Genomic DNA, 20,035 nt, shown 5'->3' with positions numbered 1-20,035 from the left:
GACGGGCAGAACAAGCCCGCCAGCAAGGCAAGCAGGACAAAGAAGTCCCTCCGAAGAAATAGCTGTTCCCGAAAGCGGCCGGGCACCCCCCTACGCCTGACCGCCCCTTGGGAGCCGCGTCCGGATCAATCCTCCGGATGCGGCTTTCCCGCATCAACCCTGCGTCCATGAGGGGTGAGAGATGGAGACCGCAAAGGAACCACAATGACGAATCGCATTTCAAAACAGCTGGTAACGTTCCGAAGCCCGTTCTATCTCGACAGTCTCGAAGACGAATGGCCTGCGGGCAATTACACGATCGAAACGGAAGAAGAGCCTCTGGACAGCCCGTCCTTTCTCGCCTTCCGCCGGGTGTGCACCACGATGATCGTCCACACCAAACACCGCGGGCGGACGCAGACCACCTTCGTAGTCATTGATCCTGCCGATCTGGCAGCCGCGCAGGCGCGTGACCAGCAGCCGCTGAACCGGCGGCACAAACCCGCCCGAGCCAACGCCCCGGTTATCAACCCCTACTTCCGGTAATCGAGCGGCGGGTCGCGGTCGCCCAGCAGGGATTTGTACTGATAGTCCGGGCCGCGCTTATCGTCGAATTCCTTGCGGGCGGCCTCGCGCAGCTTCGGATTGGTGAAAAGCTCGATCGCCGCCAGCGTCAACGTTTTCGACGCGACCTGCGTGCCCTTGTGGCCGATTGACGTGCCGGACGCCGCAACGGCCTGCCAGGAGTGCGCCGGCGTGCCCGGCACCCAGGTCGCGGTGTTCAGGCCCACGGTCGGCACGGCATAGGAGACATCGCCCACATCGGTGGAGCCGTAGCCGAGCGAAACCTCATAGGGCTGCACTTCCGATTCCGAGCCAAGCGGCAGCGTCGGCGTGGTCAGCGTGGCGTAGATCGCCTCGGCGAAGGCCTCTTCTTCCGCGTCATAGGTCACACCGCCGACTTCGCGGAGTTTCTCGTCCATCATCTTCGCCAGTGTCTCGTTGACCAGAAGCGGATTGTTGCCGTGGATGATTTCCCAGTCGACCGTCGTGCCCGTGCCGAGCGCCGCCCCGCGGGCGGCATCTTCCAGGCGCGTCCAGATCGCTTCCACGCCGTCCGCCGTCGGATGGCGGACATAGTAGAAGACTTCAGCAAAGTCCGGCACCACATTCGGAGCGGCGCCGCCGGAGGTGATGACGTAATGGATGCGGGCATCCTGCGGCACGTGCTCGCGCATCATGTTGACCATCATGTCGAAGGCTTCGACCCCGTCGAGCGCCGAACGGCCCTTCTCCGGTGCGCCGGCCGCATGTGCGGAGAGACCATGGAAGCGGAACTTGGCCGAGCGGTTCGCCAGCGTCGTGCGCGCAGCCGCCGAGTTGCGGTCCCCTGCATGCCAGTGCAGCGCGATGTCGACATCGTTGAAGAGGCCCGCACGGACCATGTAGACCTTGCCGCTGCCGCCCTCTTCAGCCGGCGTGCCGTAAAGGCGGATGCGACCCGGCGTGCCGGTCTCTTCCAGCCAGTCCTTGATCGCGATGGCAGCGGTGGTGGAGCCGGCCGCGAAGAGATTGTGCCCGCAGGCATGGCCCGCGCCCATGCCGTCACGCTCTTCCCGGTCCGGGCTGGCTGTCTGGTTGATACCCGGCAGGGCGTCGAACTCGGCAAGGATGGCAATGACGGGTCCGCCTGTGCCGTATTCCGCCACGAAGGCCGTCGGGATGCCCGCGACACCCGCCTCCACGTCGAAGCCTTCCACTTTCAGCGTCTGCTGAAGCAGCCCGGAGGATTTTTCCTCCTGATAGCCAACTTCCGCCCATTCCCAGATCTGGTCCGACAGGCTGCTGGACAGATCCGCCTTCTCTTCCACCTGTTCGATCAGCTTCGCATCGCGGCTTTCCGGCCAGGCAGGCCCCGTGATGCAGGCGGCGAGCAGCGCGGTGGAGAGAAGAGGCAGGATGGGGCGCATGGGGCTTACTCCGTCATTTGGTCCGAATCTGGCGTGGAGATTGGGACAGCCCCTCCCCTCACACAAGGAAAACCGGACGGGCGCGCTGTCAGACGGACCCTTCCCGTTCGATCACGAGCACGCGTGCCTCCCCGATGGGACGGGCGACATGCTCCTCCCCCTTCCCGGCGACGAACATGTCCCCGGGTGAGAGCTGCACGATCTTTTCCGCGCCGTACTCCCGGTAGTGCATGTCGACCACGCCCTGCAGCACGACAAAGACCTCTTCCCCGTCATTGACGTGCCATTTGTAGGGCTGGTCGGTCCAGTGCAGCCGTACGCTGGCCCCGTCGATGCGGGCGATGTCGCGCGCGCCCCAGGCCCGGTCGGCCCGGAAGGTCTTCGCGTCCTGAATGATGTCCGGCATGGATAACCCTGTGTTCGAGACTGGCAGCGGCGCCAGCCTAGCCCGCTTTCCCACAAGGAAGAACCACGCCCGTGACACGAAATGGCTTTTCCTATGCCCGCCGCCCGGCTAACACGCGCGCATGACACAGGTCGCGCTGATCGATTACGGCTCCGGCAATCTCCACTCGGCCGAGCGGGCCCTGCGGGAAGCCGTGACGCTGGCGGGAACGAGCCACGAGATTGTCGTGACCGATTCCCCCGAAGCCATCCTCGAATCCACCCGCATCGTCCTGCCCGGCGTTGGCCATTTCGCCGACTGCGCCGCAGGCCTGCGCGCCCGGGACGGCGTGGTGGACGCGCTGAACGAGGCTGTGCTCAAGGAGGGCAAGCCCTTCTTCGGCATCTGCGTCGGCATGCAGCTGATGGCGACGGCGGGCCTCGAAGACGGCTACACGCCGGGCCTCGGCTGGATCAAGGGCACGGTGGACCTGATCGAGCCCGGCGAAGGCTTCCGCATTCCGCACATGGGCTGGAACGGCCTCAACTTCACGCGCCTGACGCCCCATCCGGTCTTCGCAGACCTGGGCGAGGATCCGCACGTCTATTTCACCCATTCCTATGCGATGAAGCCCGACAACCCGGCCGATGTGGTCGCGACGGCCGACTATGGCGTCCCGATCGTGGCGGCGGTCGCCCGGCGCAACATGTTCGGCACCCAGTTCCACCCGGAGAAGAGCCAGAAGACCGGCCTCAAGATCCTCGCCAACTTCCTGCAATGGGCGCCCTGACACCAAAATGACCTTTACCCTCTACCCCGCCATCGACCTGAAAGACGGCCAGTGCGTGCGCCTGCTGCGCGGCGAGATGGACCAGGCGACCGTCTTCTCCGACAGCCCGGCGGCGCAGGCCAAGGCCTTCCGCGAGGCGGGCTTCACCCATCTTCACGTCGTGGACCTGAACGGCGCCTTCGAGGGCAAGGCCGTGAACCGCGCGGCGGTCGAGGCGATCCTCAAAGCGACCGATGCGCCGGTCCAGCTCGGCGGCGGCATCCGCACGCGGGCGCAGATCGACGCCTGGCTGGAGGCCGGCATCTCCCGCGTCATCCTCGGCACCGTGGCCCTGCGCGATCCGGAGCTGGTGAAAGAAGCCGCCCGCGCCCTGCCCGGTCAGGTCGTCGTCGGCATCGATGCGAAGAATGGCATGGTGGCCGTCGAAGGCTGGGCCGAGACCAGCGACATGAAGGCAACCGAACTCGCGAAAGCCTTCGAAGGCTGCGGCGTCGCCGCCATCGTCGCCACCGACATCGGCCGCGACGGCCTGAAAACCGGCGTCAATGTTCCGTTCACGGCAGAGCTCGCAAACACCGTCTCCATCCCCGTCATCGCCTCAGGCGGCGTCGCCAGCGTCAACGACATCCGCGCCCTGATGGCCGCAGATGCGCCGATTGCGGGATCTATTCTGGGGCGCGCCCTTTATGATGGGGATATTGTGCCGAGTGAGGCAATAATGGTTTCGGCGTCAAGTTAGCATCAAGCAACGATGTATAGTAGGAAGTGCCGATCTCGAGGGCTTGATACATATGGAAAATGTGCCCATGTTAAAGCTACTCCTTGGAGTTGAATAATTCATGGCGCCCAACAAACTTAGTCCAGATACAATTTTAGAATCGGTCTGCGAGGTGCGTTTTGATAGCGTGGAAAGCGAAAAGCTGCCGGAAGTAGTTATTGGCAAGCTCGCGCTCCTGCCACCTTGGAGTGAATACGATAGCAACCGGCTACCAATTAGTGACCTGCCTGCTGAGCTGCGTAAAGCAGACCAAAATCTAAAGTATCAACCCCACATCGAGCTGACTGATGGGGAAAAGTCTACGATTATTCGAATTGGGACCAATAACTTTAGCGTGGGCCGTTTGGGGTCTTACCCAGGCTGGGATGCTTTCTTTCCTCAAATTAAAAGCGCATTTGAAGCGGTATCAACAAGCTTATCCAAGTTCAGCGCAACTAGACTTGGACTCCGGTACATAAATTCATTTTCCCAATCCGAACATGGTGTTGGTAGCATCGAAGACCTTAATTGCTTGTTCTCCGTAGGAGACGACAATCTCTCAGCGCCTCTGAATGTGAATTATCAAAAAACTTTCGGTCCTGATCATATAATCCAAGTTCGCTTGGCTACTCCGGAATATGTTTCGGGACCTCGCAAGCAGCCCGGTGGTATTGTAGCCGACATAGACGTCTCAACGCCGAACAATTGGAAGTGCGAAGATCTCGAGAAGGTCATTGAATGGATCGAAATTGCGCATCAGTCAGAAAAATCTGAGTTCTTTAAGCTCTTCACGGAAGAGATGAAATCGCGTCTGGTGATTGAATGATATTACAAGAAAAATCCGACCTCATTGAAGCTTACATCACTGGTTCGCCGACTTTTATCGGCGGAAGGGATTTTTGGAGCACCGCGTCAATAGAGCGGAACCCTTATGCTACACCAGTAACCTATACAGGCACTGGCGCATTGGAGGGATGGTTTACTGCCGAACCTATCGGCGTTGGGGCTTGGTCCGGCCGCCATCCACCTGAGAGTTGGCTTCCGCATTGCACGGACTTGATTCCCAAAGATATAGATTCCGAGGTTCGGCACTGGGCTGAATTTGCCCTAAATCTTGCGGCTTCCAAATGGGTTTCCCAACCGTCTGTCTACGGCTCACCAGAGGGTGGAGTGGTTATCGAACACAGAAAAAATGAACGGAAAATATCTGTTGTACTTGAAGACAACCTAGGCTTGATAGTCAGCTCAACCAAATATATGCATAATGCACTGTCGTTCGAATTGAATCTTGAAAACTATTTCGAGTTCTTTGGACGATATAGCAGCGAGCTGGGTTATCTTTAGTTAGGGATTACATTGTCGGATTCTGAATTCGTCAAAGACGTAGGACCTGAAGAGGTCGTTGGTAGGCGGATCTTCGATAAGTCTGGTTCTCGCAGTGAGTCTGAGCTCAGTGAGCCTCAGTTTAAGCTGAATGATTTTTATGACGCACGTCCAGAATCAGACCTTTCGTTTGATCGGCTGGGTTCACGACAGCCCCAAATGGACCGTGTTCGATATCTTACTAAACAGGCCGACCAAGAGGGAGCGAATCGGACCCCGCAACGAGCTTTTTTTGGATGGGCGGCTATTCGCATCGAAAATTTTCTATTTCGAGGCTGGACTGCGAATATCTCCTCCAAGCCAATAGCGGGAGATGAAACTACTTTTGAAGCAAACGGGTGGCATTGCGAAGTCAACAAAGACGGCTTTCGCGAAAAGGCTCAAAGCTACACGCTAGCAATGACATTACAGCAGCTTTTCGAGAGAGCAGGTTTCTTTTGCCCGCCCAACCGAGGCTAAAAGACTGTCGAAGTTTAATCGCAACTTATGCTCACAAACCGATATCCTCGTAACTTTCTCGTTTTTAGCCTATTAGAATAGCGCTCCTAATTGCAAGAACTCACCCCCTGAGCAACCGCTCATAAAAGCCGCCCCACCGCCGCCCCGGTTCCACCAAATGCGCCTCTAAAATCCAGTAACGTTTACGGCCGAGATGGTCGGGCTTGCTCAGCGGCTCCGGGTTTTCCGGCCAGAGGCGCTGGTGGGCCTGTTCCAGTGGCCAGGTGGCGTGCGGGAACTCCCCCACGGTGTGCCCGGCGATCTTGCCGCCGAAATGATACCCGCGCGCCTCCGCCGCGCGGCAGGCGAAGTCATAAACCTCCGCCCCCGTCACATCTTCGCGTGACAGCGTGAAGGCGCGCATTTCCTCGAACACTTGCGGAAGCGCGGCCACCAGCGCTTGGCGGGCCGGATCCTGCCCCATCGCATAGGTGCGGCCAACGTCCGCCTCGGCCTGTTCGAAGACGGGGCCCATGTCGACATAGACGGTATCCTCCGGCCCGATGGTCACTTCATCTGGCCGGTCTGAGAAGATGCAGGTCGTGTTGACGCCCGCCCGCACGAGGCGCTGGTGCCAGTTGCGCTTTATCCCGAACTGCTCTGCCGCGATGGTTTCGATGTCGCGGTCGACCTCGCCTTCCGTGCGGCCCGGTTTCATGATGCCCGCGGCCTCGATCGCGTCCAGCAGCGCGAAGGCGCGTTCCTCTGCGTCGATCATCCGTGCCCAGCGGGCGGCTTCGTCTTGTGTCTGTTCAGCCATGCCCCAGACATGCGGGGCACCTGGCGGTGAGTCAAATGCCGCGCCCGGCTTTTGGACGGTTTACGCCGCGGCCACCACGCGCGCCCCGTCGAGCCGGGCCTTCACCGCGCGGTTCTTGCCACGGGCCTTTGCGTCATAGAGGGCATGGTCTGCCCGGCTGAGCTGTGACGACAGGGTCTCCCCCGCTTCGGCCACGCACCAGCCAAGACTGATCGTGACCGGCAAGCCCGCCGGGTGGCGGTGTTCCACCTCGCGCACCAGTGCCTCAAGCCAGATGCGCGCGGCCGCTTCGCTGGCAAACATGCCGGCAACGGCAAACTCCTCCCCGCCCAGACGGGCAAGGACGACATTGTCTGCGGAAAGGTCCGCCAGCGCGGCAGCCAGCATCTTCAGCACCCGGTCGCCCCGGTCATGGCCGTGCGTGTCGTTGATGCATTTGAAATTGTCGATGTCGGCAAGGGCGCAGGCAAAAATGTCCGTGCTGCGATGAGACCGGGAGTGCAGCGACCCGGCCTGCGCAAAAAAGGCCCGGCGGTTGGGCAGGCCCGTCAGCTCGTCATGATTGGCCAGGCGGTGGTTTTCCTCCGCCAGACGCTGCGCCCGGATCTGGGCACGCAGGATGAAGAAGCTGCACGTCGGCGCGATCAGGGCCGGAATCACGATGCAGGAAATGTAGATGTCCTGAAGGCGGATCACCGGGTCGATCTGCAGCCAGACCCAGACCGGGAAGAAAGAAAAGAAGACGGAGGCCATCGTGATGATCGCCCCGGTCCTGACCGCCCGGCGCACGTCGCGCGGCGGCATCCAACTCCATCCCGTTCCCATGCCTCGGCTTATGCATGATCATGCTTAAGGCCGGGTCCAGAAGGTCTGTGAAATTCGATCTATATATGGTGTTTATATGGTCTATTCACGGTGTTCTACATGGTGTCTCCCGGGGTTTTGGGGGCCGCGTCACCGCGCAGGCTTTGCGGGCGCCGCTTTCCCGGCTAAAGCCGTGGCATGAGCCTCAAGACCCGCATCATCCCCTGCCTCGACGTGAAAGACGGGCGCACCGTCAAGGGCGTCAACTTCGTGGACCTGAAGGACGCAGGCGACCCCGTGGCGCTGGCAAAAGCCTATGATTCTCAAGGCGCTGACGAGCTCTGCTTCCTCGACATCACCGCCAGCCATGAGGGCCGCGGCACGCTTTTGGACATCGTCTCCGCCACGGCGGAACAGTGCTTCATGCCGCTCACTGTGGGCGGCGGCGTACGCAGCGCGGACGATCTGGTCGCGCTCCTCCGGGCCGGGGCCGACAAGGTGGCGATCAACTCCGCCGCTGTCGCAGACCCGGACGTCATCGCCCGCTGCGCCGCAAAAGCCGGGCGCCAGGCCGTGGTCGTTGCGATCGATGCGCGCAAGGTGGAGAATCACTGGGAGATCTTCACCCATGGCGGCCGCACGGCCACGGGCATCGATGCGGTCGAGTTCGCAAAGCTCGCCGAAAGCAAGGGCGCCGGCGAAATCCTGCTAACCAGCATGGACAAGGATGGCACCAAGTCCGGCTATGACATCCCGCTGCTGAAAGCGGTCACATCTGTTGTGAACATTCCGGTTGTGGCCAGTGGCGGCGCCGGCAGCGTGGACGATATGCCCGCCGCCGTTCTGGACGGCGGGGCGACGGCCGTGCTCGCCGCCTCGATCTTCCATTTCGGTGAAGCGACCGTGGCAGACGCCCGGCGCGCGCTGGCCGAAGCCGGCGCGCCGGTGCGGCCGTTGTAGAGCCTATTCCGCGAAGACCGGCTTGCGCTTCTGCATCTCGGCCATCACCGCTTCCATCTGGTTTGGCGTGCGGATCACTTTCAGCTGTTCGGTGCTTTCCAGCATCAGGAGGTCTGCGTCAGACAGGTCCGCCATCGCATTGCACAGCGTTTTCGCCCCGCGCATCGCCGCCGGGTGCTTGTTGGCGATCACTTTCGCCAGCGCCAGCGCGTCTTCATGCGGCGTGTCGGAGACATGCGTGGCAAAGCCCATGGCGTGAGCTTCGCGGCCATTGAACTCCCGGTTCGTGTAGGTCAGTTCGCGGATCACATCGTCGCGCGCATTGCCCCGCCAGAGGGGGAAACCCGCCATGTCCGGCACCAGGCCCCACTTCATTTCCATGATCGCACAGCGCGTGTCCGGATGGATGAAGCGGATGTCCGCGCCGGAGAGGATCTGGAACCCGCCGCCAAAGGCCACGCCGTGTGCGGCCGCAATCACGGGCACCTCCAGCTTCCGCCAGCCCCAGGCGACATATTGGGCGAGGTTCGCATCACCGAAAGCCCGCGTCGCAAGGTCGCCCGTTGCGCCGCCTTTTTTCTTCTCCCCGTCGCCGGAGGAATTCCCGGACATGCTGGAGAGGTCCAGCCCCGCGCAGAAGGCGCGCCCCTCCCCTGACAGCACGACGCAGCGCAGGCCCTTGGTGCCGTGCAGTTCCTCGATCGTGTCGGCCAGCGCCTGGAACTGGGCAGGGTCGAGCGCATTCATCTTGTCGGTGCGCACCATGCGGACATCGGCGATGCCGTCTTCAAGATGCGTGATCGTCACCCGGTCGTTCATCTGGAATCCTCCTCGTTTGAAGTAAAAGTGACGCGCCCCGCGCCTGCGTCAAGCAGGCAGGCTTCCTCCCCTCGCGGAAGGAGGGTAAGGAGGCCCCATGTCTATTCTCGGATCCGCCGACCGCCTCGCCGAAGCCCTCGCCCATCTGGGCATGACCATCGATACGCGCGCCGAAACGGGCGATGCGAGCTCGTCCTGGACGGCAAAGCTGCTCTCGAAGGGCGTTGGCGCCTGCGCGGACAAGGCGGAGGAAGAGGCCGGGGAATTCATCCAGGCCCTGCGCGAAGAAAGCAACGACCGCGTCGCCAGCGAAGCCGCCGACATGCTCTACCACGCCCTCGTCGCCCTCCGCGTGCGCGGCGTCAGCCTCGACGATGTGGCCGCTGCGCTGGAAACGCGCCAAGGCACCAGCGGCATTGCGGAAAAGGCGAGCCGCAAAGGCTGAGCTTCAGAGCGTCCGCTCCAGATAGATCACTTCCTTTTCGCCGGGCACGAATGCCTGACTACCGACCTCTTCGAAGCCGAGCCGTTTGTGAAAGCGGAGCGAGCCTGGATTGGGCGGCAGGCGGTTCACCTCGCATCCAATCGCCTCATAGCGCCCGGCGCAGGCGGTGAAGGCGGCCTCATAGAGCGCCTCACCAATCCGCTGCCCGCGGGCGGACGCGTCGATGGCGATCCGGTCGACATAGTTCACATTGCCACCACGGGCCTCGAACCAGCGAAGGTTCGGGCTGGTATAGGCGGAAGTTCCAGGCGGGACGAGATTCAGGAAACCTATCGGGTGGCCAGCGTCATCGACGGCGACAAGGCATTCGGACAGCGACACCCATTTGCCGAGGCTCTCGATCGTTTCGCGGCTGACACCCGGCACCCCCTGCTCGTTGATCGCGTGCAGGGCCGGCAGGTCTGCGGGCGCATAGGCCCGGATTGTCGTCATGAAATCTCTTTCGGCGGCTTCAGGCGGCGCTTGGTCTGGTGGCTGTCCGCCTTGTCGCCGGTCGGCTTCTCGCCGCGCATATAGTGACGCTGCCAGCGTTCCTTCATGGCGTTCTCTTCGCCTTCGCCGAGGCGCTTGTTGAAGTCGGCGCGGCTTTCGGTCCAGGCATTGTATTCCTTCACCAGCTCTTCATTGGAGCGCAGGAGTTTGCGCTCCGGCTGGATTTCTTCCAGCTTCTTGTGCTCCATCAGCGTGATGAAGGCGAAGGGCTCGCCCTTTTCGAAGACCACGCTGCCCTTGCGGGTCATCTGCCAGTTCATGGTGAAGGGGAATGGCAGCCAATCGGTCTCAACGAGGCCCGTCAGCGGATAGATACCGTCCTTCGGCCAGTTCGGCGGGCCGGTGACCCAGACGCCCCAGCCGGGTGGGGTCCGGAACAGGTGGCCCGTATGGAAGGTGACGATGCCCCGGGCGAAGTGTGCGCCCGCGAAACTCTCGATGGCGCGCGGATCGCCCCGCGTCAGGAGGCGGATGTCCTCATTGCGCGGGCCACCATTCCACTCGATCTTGATGTCCATCGGGGCCAGCAATTCCCAGCCCGTGGAGTTTGCCATGGTCAGCGGCAGGCAGCGATAGGGATGGCGGTCGGTAAAGGCGTCCATCCAGTCACGATTTGACCGGGCGGGCACCAGATCCGGTGCGACGTCGTAGATTTTGTAGCAATCAAGAAACATGGGAGAGGCTCACCGCTTGACGGACGGGTCAAGTCTTGGCCCAAAGGGCCCCATGACGGCAACCCCCGAAGACCTGTTCGCTTATCTCGACACGCTGGGCATCGCGCACACGACGCACTGGCATGAGGCCGTGTTCACCGTGGATCAGGGCAAGGAGCTGAAGGCCGCCATGCCGGGCGGCCACACGAAGAACCTGTTCCTGAAGGACAATGATGGCGCCATCATCCTGATTGCCGCCGAAGCCCACTCACAGCTGAAGCTGAACAAGCTGCACCGGCTGATCGGCACGAAACGCCTGTCCTTCGGACCGCCGGAGCTGATGGAGGAACTGCTCGGCGTGACGCCCGGCTCGGTCACCGCCTTTGCCCTGATGAATGACAAGACCGGCCGCGTGCGCTTTCTCGTCGACGCGGCGCTTATGGCGCACGACCCGGTGAACTTCCACCCGCTGACCAATACCGGCACTACGGCCGTTTCCCGCGAGGATTTCGAGGCGTTCGTCCGCGCCACCGGCCACGGCTTCGAAGTGATCGACTTCACCCAGCTGCTGACCGAAGCGGAGTAAGCAGGACCGGGCGCCAACGAATTTGTTGGCCCCCGCCTCTGGTATTGCCGCTTCAGGCCGCTAGTGTCGCCCCGAAAAGATAAGGGAGACCGCCAGCATGCAACACCGCCGCCTTGGCCGAAGCGCCATCTACGTATCCGACATCTGCATGGGCACGATGACCTTCGGCTCGCAAGCCGACGAGGCCGAATCCCTGCGCATCCTCGATGCCAGCTTCGATGCCGGGATCAATTTCTACGACACGGCCGAGAACTATCCCGTCCCGCCGGACACGAAATGGGCCGGGCGCACGGAAGAAATCGTCGGCAAATGGCTGAAGACCAAGGACCGGGATTCCATCATCCTCGCCACCAAGGTCTGCGGGCCCTCTCATGGCTGGATCAAGGGCAGCCAGCGCGCCGGCATGACCGCGCTTGATCGCCACAACATCACCAAGGCCATCGAAGACAGCCTGACCCGTCTCGGAACGGACTATGTGGACCTCTACCAGACCCACTGGCCGGACCATGGCACAGCCTATGACGAGACGATGGAAACGCTGGACGATCTGGTCCGCGCCGGCAAAGTGCGCATTGTCGGCTGTTCCAATGAAGATGCCTGGGGCCTGATGAAAAGCTTGGAAGCCTCCAGCCGCCTTGGCACGGTGCGTTATGAAACCATCCAGAACAATTTCAGCCTGAACAATCGCCGCTTCGAGGACGCCCTTTCCAAAGTATGCGTAAAGGAAGACGTCAGCCTTATCCCCTACTCCCCCATCGGTGGCGGCGTTCTGTCCGGCAAATACCAGGACGGAGCACGGCCGGAAGGCGCGCGCTTCTCCCGTTATCTGGAAATCGGAGGGCGCCAGGCCGCCATGGCGCACCGGTTCGTGAACGAGAAATCCCTCGCCTCCACAGCAAAGTTCATGGAGATCGCGAAAGAGGCTGGCATCAACGTCGTTACGCTGGCAACCGCCTGGTCGAAGCAGCACAAATTCGTCGCCTCCACGATTGTCGGCGTGTCGAAGTTTGACCAGCTGGACGACATTTTCGCCGCCGCAGACCTGACCCTGTCCGATGATGTGATGAAGGCCTGTGACGCGGTCACGAAAGACATTCAGTACCCGATGGGCTAGCACGTCCAGATCCCCGCCCTTTCTGGGGGGATCCGGGGAGTTATCCGACATGGGAGACGTCTGACTGGATAGCACAGCCTTCCAGCCAGACGTCCCGCACCGATTCCGGTTTGCATTCTCCGGCCGCCCGGCGGGCAATTCTCTGAATCCTGTCATCGAGATCCTTTCCACGACGGAAGGGATTCAAATGGCCGGGCGCGATGGGAAGCGAAACGAGTTCGATGAACTCCGCATCGCTCAGCGCTTCGACCGGTTTGCCGTAGAACGCCTCGCTGGCCCGGTGGAAGCCCGTGATCCATTGGCCGTTGGCGTCCCGCCCCATTTCCACGGTGTCGAGCCAGAGCGTGAGGATCTCTTCCTTGGTCAGGCTCGACTCCAGACCAATCGCAAACCCCGTTTGCCGAATCTTCTTCAAACCCGGATGGAACTCCTGAAAGGCCAGCCGTTTTGACAAGGATTGCGTGATCGTTGTCAGGCCGGCTCCCTTGTTCGAAAGGTCCAGTCCTTTGTGGCGGACAAATCCCGGATCTTCGACGAGAAGCAAAATACGGAGCTGTTCCGGACTGAGCGCACCAGCGCCTGCTCCTGCGTCCGAGAGCTGTGCGGCCCTTGCCTTGAAATCCGCTGCATGCCCGCGGGCATCCGCATATCCCTTGCCCGCATAGGCGAGGACAGCCATTACAAGCAGGGCAATGAAAATATCGGCAGTTAAAATTATCCGGCGCATTGCTTCCCTCCCGAACACTTGCCGGAACGATGCCGCGGTAAATTGGCTGTAAAGGTTCCGAAACACGGCAATGTCCGGGCAAATTGAAACCCCCGTTCGCATTTCACCGCGAACGGGGGTTGCCCCAAGTGCCCACCTTAACCGGGTGAGTTTGTTCAGGCGACGGTCATTCCGGAGACGGACGTGCGTTCGCCAGGACTTCGCGCTTGCCGGCATGGTTCGGCGCGGAAATGATACCTTCTTCTTCAAGGCGGTCGATAACGCCTGCGGCCTTGTTGTAGCCGATTTTCAGGCGGCGCTGCAGATAGGAGGTCGACGCGCGTTGGTCGCGGACGACAATGGCGATGGCCTGAGCGAAGAGATCGTCTTCCTCGTCGCCGGTCGACGTGCCGAGCATTGCGTCCATGACGGCGGACCCGGTGGAGCCATCGTCCGGCGCTTCCAGGATGTCCATGACATAATCCGGCTCGCCCTGCTCACGCAGCCAGTCGGTGACGGCGCCAACATCCTCATCCGACACGAACGGACCATGCAGGCGCGTCGATTTCTGGCCTGGGGCCTGGTACAGCAGATCGCCCATGCCGAGCAGCTGTTCAGCACCCTGTTCATTGAGGATGGTGCGGGAGTCGATCTTGGTGGTCACCATGTAGGAAATACGGGTCGGGAAGTTCGCCTTGATCGTACCGGTGATAACGTCGACGGACGGACGCTGCGTCGCGGTGATCAGGTGGATGCCGGCGGCACGCGCCATCTGGGCAAGACGCTGGACACAGCCTTCGACTTCCTTGCCTGCGACCAGCATCAGGTCCGCCATCTCGTCGATCACGACGACAATGTTCGGGATATGCTCCGTTGGCAGAATCTCGGTCTCGTAGACAGGCTTGCCGCGATCATCGAATCCGGTCTGCACCTTCCGGACGAGGTTTTCGCCCGAATTACGGTATTTCGCAGCCTTTTCGTTGAAGCCGGCCAGGTTCCGGACACCGGCCTTGGACATCAGCTCATAGCGGCTTTCCATCTCACGCACCGTCCACTGAAGTGCGTTCACCGCTTTCTTCGGATCGGTAACAACCGGCGCCAGCAGGTGCGGGATACCCTCATAGATCGAGAGTTCCAGCATTTTCGGGTCGATCATGATGAAACGGCACTGTTCCGGCGTGTGGCGATAGATCAGTGACAGGATCATCGCATTCACACCGACCGACTTACCCGAGCCCGTCGTACCGGCAATCAGCAGGTGAGGCATCTTGGCGAGGTCCACCACGGTTGGCACACCGCCAATATCTTCGCCGAGCGCCATCGGCAGGCTGGCGCGCGAGCCGGTATAGGCGTCCGACTGCAGCAGCGTGCGCAGATAGACCGTGTCGCGGTCTTCGTTCGGCAGTTCGATACCGATGGCGTTCTTGCCCGGCACGACGGCCACACGGGCAGATTTGGCGCTCATGGAGCGGGCGATGTCATCCGCCAGAGAGATGACGCGGGAGGATTTGACCCCCGGTGCCGGTTCCATTTCGAACAGGGTAATCACCGGACCCGGGCGCACTTCCTTCACGCGGCCGCGGACACCGAACTCCTTCAGGACGTCCGACAGTTTGGCCGCCTTGGCGAGCAGCGCATCTTCATCGATCGAGTCGGCACGCTCGGCTGTCTGTTCCAGCAGGTCGATGGTCGGCAGGCGGCCGGCCTTGCGGCGGCGTTCCATCGGCTTGGCCACACGCGGCGCGGAGGCCTGCGGCCTGGCTTTCGGCTTCGGCAGGGTGAAGAGCGGCTTGCGTTCCTGTTCTTCATCCTCGTCGTCATAATCGTCCGCGTCGGCTTCGTCGTCATAATCGTCGTAATCGTCTTCGGCGTCGTCGAGATATTCCTCTTCGTCATCGAAATCCTCGTCGTCTTCAATCTCGATGACTGTCTTGCCGCGCTTGCGCAGGAAGCCGGGCGTTTCGTCATCATCGGACATCACGACGCGGGCGCGCTCTTCTCGCGTGTTGATCATGTCATCGTCTTCGAGCACGGCCTTGCGCTTCGGTGCGAGGGTCCGGGCAATGGCAAGCAGCATGCCGCCCATGCCGCTCGCCTGACGGGCCGCGCGGGCGCCGGACGTTGCAGCAGCGTGCTTCAGGAGACGGGCATCGCCGCGGCGGAAGCCAAGCGCCGACAGGCCGGCCCAGAGCGCCAGGACCCCAAGGAAGAAAGCGGCCCAGCCTTCCGGGGACGGCAACATGAGCGCACGGAACGGCATGGCGGCAAAGTGGAACATGCCATCGCCGACCACGCCGCCAAGCCCGGCGCTCAGCGGCCAGGACTGCGGCACCGGCCAGGCGGCAAAGAATGCTGCGGAAAACGGCACGAACAGGAAGCCTTTGACCCAGCGATGTACACGCGGCGCGCCGATCAGCACGGTGCGCATCGCACCGCCGATCATCAGCGCCAGCCCGGCTGTCCAGGCCGACCAGCCCAGCGTCTGGCGGGCAAGATCTGCGAACACGGCACCGGAACGGCCAAACAGGTTCTGAACGTCAGAATCGGTCGCGGCATTCCAGGACGGATCCGTCGCAACATAGGAACCGACACTGCCGCAGATGAAAACGCCGATCGCGAACGCGGCAGCGCCCGTCAGGATACGCCAGACAGGATCGCTAACGCTGAAATGGGTTGCGTCATCATCATAAGCATAGTCGGTCATGAAGGGGGACGGCTCCGTGTTGTCGGTGGAGTGGTCAATCTGGGCCATCAACCTTAATTCCGGGCAAATGCGCTGAAGACTTTTTCAGTTGCGAATTAACGATTTCAGCGTGGCAGATCCGGCCTGAAACCGGCCCGCTGTTTTCCGTCCGCCTGCCCTTCCGTCCGGCGCAGCGCCTGCCCGGTCATAGTATTTAATTCCTGTAATCACGGAACATCCGGCCCGGCGAGGGATTGATTCCGCACAATCAGGAGACAGGAAAGGAGTCATCAAATGACACGCGCCCTGATCATACCCGCAGCCTTTGCGCTGTTAACATTTACGTCTGCGAATGCCCAGGAAATGAATGAAGATGCCACGTCAGTTAACGCCTCCAAGGCAACAATTTTTGACGAAATCCCGGCCGACCAGGACGGCATGTCCATTCAGGAGCTGAACGAGCTTCAGCGTGCCCGGCTGGAACAGGATGCCCTGGAGATTTCCGAAATCACGGGTGAACCCCCGGTCGTCGTGGCCGACACGCCGGAACCGGAGCAGGAACTGATCTTCACCGAAGCGCGTGAAGAAATCATCATTCCGGACGAAGGCGCGACGGAAGTCGCCGTGGGCGGGCCCTATTATGAGAATGAGGCTGAAGCCATGGAAGATGGCGACCTGACACCGCCGGCAGACGAGACGCCGGAACAATAACCCCCTGCCCTTCGGCCCCTACCCTCCGCGCAATGAAAGACCCCCGGCAGTTTCCTGCCGGGGGTCTTCGTTTCGGAGAGCCGCAACTTAGGCGTTGGTGAAGTCCGGATAGGCTTCGAGACCAACTTCGGAAACGTCCATACCGGCCATTTCCTCTTCCTCGCTGGCGCGAACGCCAATCGTGAATTTGAGGGCCGTCCAGACAATGACAGAGGCGATCGAGACGAACACGCCCGTCAGGAGCACGCCAACCAGCTGGCCGACATAGCTCGTCTGAAGCTCGCCATCGATTTCCACCGGCATGATGTGGTTGCCATAGGAAGCCGCCACGATGATCGTGCCCCAGATGCCGCAAACCAGGTGAACCGGGATGGCGCCGACGACGTCGTCGATCTTGAACTTGTCGAGGATCGGGACAGTCAGGACAGCTAGGACACCGCCCACGCCGCCGATCAGGACTGATGCGCCCATGGACGGCGCCAGTGGTTCAGCCGTGATGGAGACAAGCCCGCCGAGCGCACCGTTGAACACCATCGTGGCGTCGACCTTGCCCTTGTAGAGGACAGCGGTGGTGATCATGGCGAACAGCGTGCCGCCGACAGCGCCCATGTTCGTGTTGGCGAAGATCTGGGCGACCGAGTTGATGTCCGTCACTGTGCCGGCAGCGAGCTGCGAGGCACCGTTGAAGCCGAACCAGCCGAACCACAGGATAAAGGTACCAAGACCCGCGAGCGGGATGTTGGAACCCGGCATCGGGTTCACCTGCTTGCCGAAATACTTGCCTGTCCGCGGACCGATGATCAGCGCGCCCATCAGAGCGGCCCAGCCACCCGTCGAGTGCACCAGCGTCGAACCGGCGAAGTCGGAGAAGGCCCATGCGGAGTCGAGGTAACCGCCGCCCCACTCCCAGGACACGACAACCGGGTAGATGAAGCCGGTCAGAACAGCCGTGAAGATCAGGAACGGCCACAGCTTCACGCGCTCGGCCACAGTGCCGGAAACGATCGAAGCGGCTGTTGCAACAAACACCATCTGGAAGAACCAGTCGGACGCCGGCGCATAACCTGCATCGCTCATGGCTTCGAGGTCGCCGCCGCTCCAGATTACCGGCGTCGTGCCGAGCAGGCCGCCGAGAATGGTGGAACCCGGATAGGCCATATTGTAGCCGACGAGCCAGAACATGAAGCCAGCCACCGCGTAGAGCACGACATTCTTCATGGACTGCATGGCGGCGTTCTTTGAACGGACCAGGCCGACTTCAAGACACATGAAGCCAGCCGCCATCAGCATGACAATGATGCCGCCGATCAGGAACAGGTAGGAGTTATCGACATAGGAGCTCGCGCTGGAGTTCACCGACTCTTCCAGCGCGGCCAGTCGTGCTTCAAGATCTGCGTCCTGTGCGTATGCGAGCGCCCCCGTCAACGCGGCGACTGGCAGCAAGGCCACCCCGCGCGTCATTCTTTTCAGTAACTGGCCCATTCGGCCCCTCCATGTCGCAGTTTCGGAGCTCGGGACCCCCCGCGCTCTCCCACTCCCGATATGATTTCGGGTGCCCAAGAAAGTCGCTTGGCGGCTCGAATGAGAGGGCCATTCTGAAGTCTTGTGGTCAAAACCTGTGCAGCGATGCGGCTAATCGCCCAATTCCTTACCACCGCTAGACGAGGCGTTGGGACGGGCGTAGCTAGTCATCATGTCTCAACCATCCCTCTCGTCCAACGAACCCGTAGACCTCGTTATTGTCGGGGCCGGGCCGGTTGGCACCTCACTGGCGGTTCTGGCCGTCCAGCGCGGTTTCTCGACAATCCTGATAGATGCGCGCGATCCTGCTGCAGCGCCTGCTATGGATACACGCACATTTGCTATTGTCCGCGGCAGCTGGCGCATGCTGGGCGCGACCGGTGTTCACCCGCTGCTGGAGGGGGTCATCGCTCCCCTGAACGGGCTCGAAGCGGTCGACGGTGGCAGCCATGTCTTCGGGGCGCCGGGCGTGATCTTCGGAAATGAGGACCTTCCGGCGGATAATGACGGCCAGCCCCTGGGGCAAATGGTCCCGTCGGCCGACCTTCAGAAGGCCCTGGACGAGATTGCTGGTCAGATTGCAGGCACTGATGAGAGGCTGACGATCCTTCAGAAGGCCCGCTTCAAGACGCTGGAAGAGGGCCCCGGACCAGCCACGGTTGTACTGGAAGACGGTACCCGGATCCGGACGCGCCTCGTGGCGGCTTGTGACGGGGTAAATTCCTCCGTGCGGGACGCGCTGGGCATCGGAACCGAGGATCATGACTACGGAAAGTCGGTTTTCGCGGCCAATGTGAAGCTGGACCGGCCGCACGAAGGGATCGCCCGCCAGCTGTTCATGCCGGAAGGCCCGTTCGCCACCCTGCCCATGCCCGACAACAAGGCGAACCTTGCCTGGTACATGAAGCGCGGCGCCGCCGAAGCTCTGGCCGATATGCCGGTCGAGGACATCGAAGCCGAGCTGAATGCGCGGTTTGAAGACTTTGCCGGCCACATGACCATTGACGGGCCTGTCATCTCCTATCCGCTGAAGATGCGCCTTGCCCGGGCAATGACCGGTCCGCATGTCGCACTGCTGGGCGACGCCGCCCACAGGATCAATCCACTGGCCGGACAAGGGCTGAACCTTGGCTTCAAGGATGTGGCGGCGCTGATCGACATCATGGTGGAGTCACGTGAAGTCGGCCTTGATCATGGTGCCGCCCCTGCCCTGGAGCGTTACCAGCAGTGGCGCCGCTTCGACATGACGAGTGTCGCCCTGTTCATGGATGTGATCGACCGGGCCTTCTCGAATGACAATGCCGTGCTGAAGCCTCTGCGGGGCCTTGCCCTGACAGCAGCCAACAAGATCGGCCCGCTGCGGCGGGCCATGGCGCGCCAAGCCAGCGCGGACCAGACGCACCTGCCGAGTCTTATGCAGTAACGGCGTCTTCGCCGACGGTAAGCTGCCGGATCAGGTCCCAGTTATAGAGACCGCTGTCGTGGCCGTCAGAGAACACGATCCGCAGCGCATAGCGGCCAACGGGATCTGCCCGTAACACGGTGATGTCGTCCGGAACGGGCGCCTGTGGCGGAGGCGGACCGCCGCCATGACCGCGAACGGCCGCGGATGGAGACTGTTCCCTCAGCCGCTTGTAGCTGACTGTGCCGGACCGGCCGTCATCGAATTCGGCATGGAGAACACCGTCCGCCTTGCGGAAGACCAGTTTGACTGGCCAGGCCATGCTGCTCATGCCCCGCCCTCCCCGGCGTCGAGATCGCGGGCTTCTTCCGGCAGCATGATCGGAATGCCGCCCCGGATCGGATAGGCCAGCCGCGCCTTGGGCGAGACCAGTTCATCCGTTTCCGCATTGTAGCGGAGCGGCTGGCGGGTCTGCGGGCAGATCAGGATTTCAAGGAGCCGCGGATCGACGCCGGAATGGGCGCGGCGCGGTTGGGTCGTGTCTTCAGTCATGGGTG

At 61.6% G+C, this 20,035-nt stretch carries 23 protein-coding genes; 11 read left to right on the top strand and 12 right to left on the bottom strand.

The annotated features are described in order from the left end of the window. The first annotated feature begins 204 nt into the window (after positions 1-204). Entirely contained in the window at positions 205-525 is a 321-nt protein-coding gene (locus tag HJA_RS09630) for a hypothetical protein (RefSeq protein ID WP_035581451.1), read from the top strand. Here HJA_RS09630 and HJA_RS09625 read toward each other — a convergent pair. After that, complete coding sequence (locus HJA_RS09625) at positions 513-1,949, bottom strand: amidohydrolase (RefSeq protein ID WP_035581449.1); 1,437 nt, start codon at positions 1,947-1,949, stop codon at positions 513-515. The genes HJA_RS09630 and HJA_RS09625 overlap by 13 nt on opposite strands. Before the next feature lie 88 nt (positions 1,950-2,037). Beyond that, a complete protein-coding gene (locus HJA_RS09620) occupies positions 2,038-2,355 on the bottom strand; it encodes a cupin domain-containing protein (RefSeq protein WP_035581447.1) in 318 nt (105 codons plus the stop codon). A 121-nt stretch (positions 2,356-2,476) separates the two neighbouring features. Between HJA_RS09620 and hisH the strand changes: the two genes are divergently transcribed. The 4 genes from hisH (at position 2,477) to HJA_RS18560 (ending at position 5,225) form a co-directional block, all read left to right on the top strand. Further along, complete coding sequence (hisH, locus tag HJA_RS09615; RefSeq protein WP_035581446.1) at positions 2,477-3,124, top strand: imidazole glycerol phosphate synthase subunit HisH; 648 nt, start codon at positions 2,477-2,479, stop codon at positions 3,122-3,124. A gap of 7 nt (positions 3,125-3,131) precedes the next feature. Then, positions 3,132-3,863, top strand: a complete 732-nt coding sequence (hisA, locus tag HJA_RS09610; protein WP_035581444.1) for a 1-(5-phosphoribosyl)-5-[(5-phosphoribosylamino)methylideneamino]imidazole-4-carboxamide isomerase — start codon at positions 3,132-3,134, stop codon at positions 3,861-3,863. Between the two features lie 100 nt (positions 3,864-3,963). Beyond that, complete coding sequence (locus tag HJA_RS18375; protein ID WP_081814628.1) at positions 3,964-4,707, top strand: TIGR04255 family protein; 744 nt, start codon at positions 3,964-3,966, stop codon at positions 4,705-4,707. Continuing rightward, positions 4,704-5,225, top strand: coding sequence for a hypothetical protein (locus HJA_RS18560; RefSeq protein WP_155839913.1), 522 nt, complete (start codon positions 4,704-4,706; stop codon positions 5,223-5,225). Before HJA_RS18375 ends, HJA_RS18560 begins: the two co-directional genes overlap by 4 nt. 598 nt (positions 5,226-5,823) lie before the next feature. On the opposite strand, the gene HJA_RS09595 is transcribed toward HJA_RS18560, so the two are convergent. Together HJA_RS09595 and HJA_RS09590 are read right to left on the bottom strand one after the other, a co-directional pair. After that, on the bottom strand, positions 5,824-6,522 hold the full coding sequence (locus HJA_RS09595) for a M24 family metallopeptidase (RefSeq protein WP_035581438.1): 699 nt from the start codon (positions 6,520-6,522) through the stop codon (positions 5,824-5,826). 60 nt (positions 6,523-6,582) lie between these two features. Beyond that, the gene (locus HJA_RS09590; RefSeq protein ID WP_051597554.1) at positions 6,583-7,326 is read right to left on the bottom strand and encodes a GGDEF domain-containing protein; all 744 of its coding nucleotides are present in this window, start codon (positions 7,324-7,326) and stop codon (positions 6,583-6,585) included. Between the two features lie 198 nt (positions 7,327-7,524). Here HJA_RS09590 and hisF point away from each other — a divergent pair, with 198 nt between their 5' ends. Further along, positions 7,525-8,286, top strand: coding sequence for an imidazole glycerol phosphate synthase subunit HisF (gene hisF, locus HJA_RS09585; RefSeq protein ID WP_035581436.1), 762 nt, complete (start codon positions 7,525-7,527; stop codon positions 8,284-8,286). Positions 8,287-8,289: 3 nt separating this feature from the next. On the opposite strand, the gene HJA_RS09580 is transcribed toward hisF, so the two are convergent. After that, positions 8,290-9,105: a crotonase/enoyl-CoA hydratase family protein gene (locus HJA_RS09580; RefSeq protein ID WP_035581434.1), complete on the bottom strand. Its 816-nt coding sequence runs from the start codon at positions 9,103-9,105 to the stop codon at positions 8,290-8,292. 97 nt (positions 9,106-9,202) lie between these two features. Here HJA_RS09580 and hisE point away from each other — a divergent pair, with 97 nt between their 5' ends. Then, complete coding sequence (hisE, locus tag HJA_RS09575; RefSeq protein WP_081814626.1) at positions 9,203-9,550, top strand: phosphoribosyl-ATP diphosphatase; 348 nt, start codon at positions 9,203-9,205, stop codon at positions 9,548-9,550. 3 nt (positions 9,551-9,553) lie between these two features. On the opposite strand, the gene HJA_RS09570 is transcribed toward hisE, so the two are convergent. Together HJA_RS09570 and HJA_RS09565 are read right to left on the bottom strand one after the other, a co-directional pair. Further along, positions 9,554-10,042, bottom strand: a complete 489-nt coding sequence (locus tag HJA_RS09570) for a GNAT family N-acetyltransferase (RefSeq protein ID WP_035581432.1) — start codon at positions 10,040-10,042, stop codon at positions 9,554-9,556. Further along, positions 10,039-10,776 carry a DUF6065 family protein gene (locus HJA_RS09565; RefSeq protein ID WP_035581430.1) on the bottom strand — a complete coding sequence of 246 codons (738 nt, stop codon included), beginning with the start codon at positions 10,774-10,776 and terminating at the stop codon, positions 10,039-10,041. The genes HJA_RS09570 and HJA_RS09565 overlap by 4 nt, the downstream gene beginning before the upstream one ends. Before the next feature lie 52 nt (positions 10,777-10,828). On the opposite strand from HJA_RS09565, the gene HJA_RS09560 reads away from it, so the two are divergent. Next, positions 10,829-11,341: a prolyl-tRNA synthetase associated domain-containing protein gene (locus HJA_RS09560; RefSeq protein WP_035581428.1), complete on the top strand. Its 513-nt coding sequence runs from the start codon at positions 10,829-10,831 to the stop codon at positions 11,339-11,341. A 97-nt stretch (positions 11,342-11,438) separates the two neighbouring features. Continuing rightward, a complete protein-coding gene (locus tag HJA_RS09555) occupies positions 11,439-12,455 on the top strand; it encodes an aldo/keto reductase (RefSeq protein ID WP_035581426.1) in 1,017 nt (338 codons plus the stop codon). A 40-nt stretch (positions 12,456-12,495) separates the two neighbouring features. Here HJA_RS09555 and HJA_RS09550 read toward each other — a convergent pair whose 3' ends face one another. Beyond that, positions 12,496-13,248, bottom strand: coding sequence for a transglycosylase domain-containing protein (locus HJA_RS09550; protein WP_206741705.1), 753 nt, complete (start codon positions 13,246-13,248; stop codon positions 12,496-12,498). 100 nt (positions 13,249-13,348) lie between these two features. Continuing rightward, entirely contained in the window at positions 13,349-15,913 is a 2,565-nt protein-coding gene (locus HJA_RS09545) for a DNA translocase FtsK (RefSeq protein ID WP_241764336.1), read from the bottom strand. Positions 15,914-16,138: 225 nt separating this feature from the next. On the opposite strand from HJA_RS09545, the gene HJA_RS09540 reads away from it, so the two are divergent. Continuing rightward, positions 16,139-16,555 carry a hypothetical protein gene (locus HJA_RS09540; protein WP_035581423.1) on the top strand — a complete coding sequence of 139 codons (417 nt, stop codon included), beginning with the start codon at positions 16,139-16,141 and terminating at the stop codon, positions 16,553-16,555. A gap of 87 nt (positions 16,556-16,642) precedes the next feature. Here the strand turns inward: HJA_RS09540 and HJA_RS09535 are convergent, their stop codons facing one another. Next, positions 16,643-18,037: an ammonium transporter family protein gene (locus HJA_RS09535; RefSeq protein WP_051597553.1), complete on the bottom strand. Its 1,395-nt coding sequence runs from the start codon at positions 18,035-18,037 to the stop codon at positions 16,643-16,645. Between the two features lie 211 nt (positions 18,038-18,248). Here HJA_RS09535 and HJA_RS09530 point away from each other — a divergent pair, with 211 nt between their 5' ends. Next, positions 18,249-19,499: an FAD-dependent monooxygenase gene (locus HJA_RS09530; protein WP_035581419.1), complete on the top strand. Its 1,251-nt coding sequence runs from the start codon at positions 18,249-18,251 to the stop codon at positions 19,497-19,499. On the opposite strand, the gene HJA_RS09525 is transcribed toward HJA_RS09530, so the two are convergent. Next, entirely contained in the window at positions 19,489-19,809 is a 321-nt protein-coding gene (locus HJA_RS09525) for a gamma-butyrobetaine hydroxylase-like domain-containing protein (RefSeq protein WP_035581417.1), read from the bottom strand. The genes HJA_RS09530 and HJA_RS09525 overlap by 11 nt on opposite strands. Continuing rightward, positions 19,806-20,030 (bottom strand): Trm112 family protein, encoded by a 225-nt coding sequence (locus HJA_RS09520; protein WP_035581414.1) that lies wholly within the window; start codon positions 20,028-20,030, stop codon positions 19,806-19,808. The genes HJA_RS09525 and HJA_RS09520 overlap by 4 nt, the downstream gene beginning before the upstream one ends. Between the last annotated feature and the right edge of the window lie 5 nt (positions 20,031-20,035).

The organism is Hyphomonas jannaschiana VP2, assembly GCF_000685215.1.
Lineage (GTDB): Bacteria > Pseudomonadota > Alphaproteobacteria > Caulobacterales > Hyphomonadaceae > Hyphomonas > Hyphomonas jannaschiana.
This window is presented reverse-complemented; position numbering and strand designations above follow the sequence as displayed.

Coding starts and splice junctions, on each gene's coding strand:
- HJA_RS09630 (WP_035581451.1), top strand. CDS start 205: ATGACGAATCGCATTTCAAAACAGCTGGTAACGTTCCGAAGCCCGTTC.
- HJA_RS09625 (WP_035581449.1), bottom strand. CDS start 1,949: ATGCGCCCCATCCTGCCTCTTCTCTCCACCGCGCTGCTCGCCGCCTGC.
- HJA_RS09620 (WP_035581447.1), bottom strand. CDS start 2,355: ATGCCGGACATCATTCAGGACGCGAAGACCTTCCGGGCCGACCGGGCC.
- hisH (WP_035581446.1), top strand. CDS start 2,477: ATGACACAGGTCGCGCTGATCGATTACGGCTCCGGCAATCTCCACTCG.
- hisA (WP_035581444.1), top strand. CDS start 3,132: ATGACCTTTACCCTCTACCCCGCCATCGACCTGAAAGACGGCCAGTGC.
- HJA_RS18375 (WP_081814628.1), top strand. CDS start 3,964: ATGGCGCCCAACAAACTTAGTCCAGATACAATTTTAGAATCGGTCTGC.
- HJA_RS18560 (WP_155839913.1), top strand. CDS start 4,704: ATGATATTACAAGAAAAATCCGACCTCATTGAAGCTTACATCACTGGT.
- HJA_RS09595 (WP_035581438.1), bottom strand. CDS start 6,522: ATGGCTGAACAGACACAAGACGAAGCCGCCCGCTGGGCACGGATGATC.
- HJA_RS09590 (WP_051597554.1), bottom strand. CDS start 7,326: ATGCCGCCGCGCGACGTGCGCCGGGCGGTCAGGACCGGGGCGATCATC.
- hisF (WP_035581436.1), top strand. CDS start 7,525: ATGAGCCTCAAGACCCGCATCATCCCCTGCCTCGACGTGAAAGACGGG.
- HJA_RS09580 (WP_035581434.1), bottom strand. CDS start 9,105: ATGAACGACCGGGTGACGATCACGCATCTTGAAGACGGCATCGCCGAT.
- hisE (WP_081814626.1), top strand. CDS start 9,203: ATGTCTATTCTCGGATCCGCCGACCGCCTCGCCGAAGCCCTCGCCCAT.
- HJA_RS09570 (WP_035581432.1), bottom strand. CDS start 10,042: ATGACGACAATCCGGGCCTATGCGCCCGCAGACCTGCCGGCCCTGCAC.
- HJA_RS09565 (WP_035581430.1), bottom strand. CDS start 10,776: ATGTTTCTTGATTGCTACAAAATCTACGACGTCGCACCGGATCTGGTG.
- HJA_RS09560 (WP_035581428.1), top strand. CDS start 10,829: ATGACGGCAACCCCCGAAGACCTGTTCGCTTATCTCGACACGCTGGGC.
- HJA_RS09555 (WP_035581426.1), top strand. CDS start 11,439: ATGCAACACCGCCGCCTTGGCCGAAGCGCCATCTACGTATCCGACATC.
- HJA_RS09545 (WP_241764336.1), bottom strand. CDS start 15,913: ATGGCCCAGATTGACCACTCCACCGACAACACGGAGCCGTCCCCCTTC.
- HJA_RS09540 (WP_035581423.1), top strand. CDS start 16,139: ATGACACGCGCCCTGATCATACCCGCAGCCTTTGCGCTGTTAACATTT.
- HJA_RS09535 (WP_051597553.1), bottom strand. CDS start 18,037: ATGGGCCAGTTACTGAAAAGAATGACGCGCGGGGTGGCCTTGCTGCCA.
- HJA_RS09530 (WP_035581419.1), top strand. CDS start 18,249: ATGTCTCAACCATCCCTCTCGTCCAACGAACCCGTAGACCTCGTTATT.
- HJA_RS09525 (WP_035581417.1), bottom strand. CDS start 19,809: ATGAGCAGCATGGCCTGGCCAGTCAAACTGGTCTTCCGCAAGGCGGAC.
- HJA_RS09520 (WP_035581414.1), bottom strand. CDS start 20,030: ATGACTGAAGACACGACCCAACCGCGCCGCGCCCATTCCGGCGTCGAT.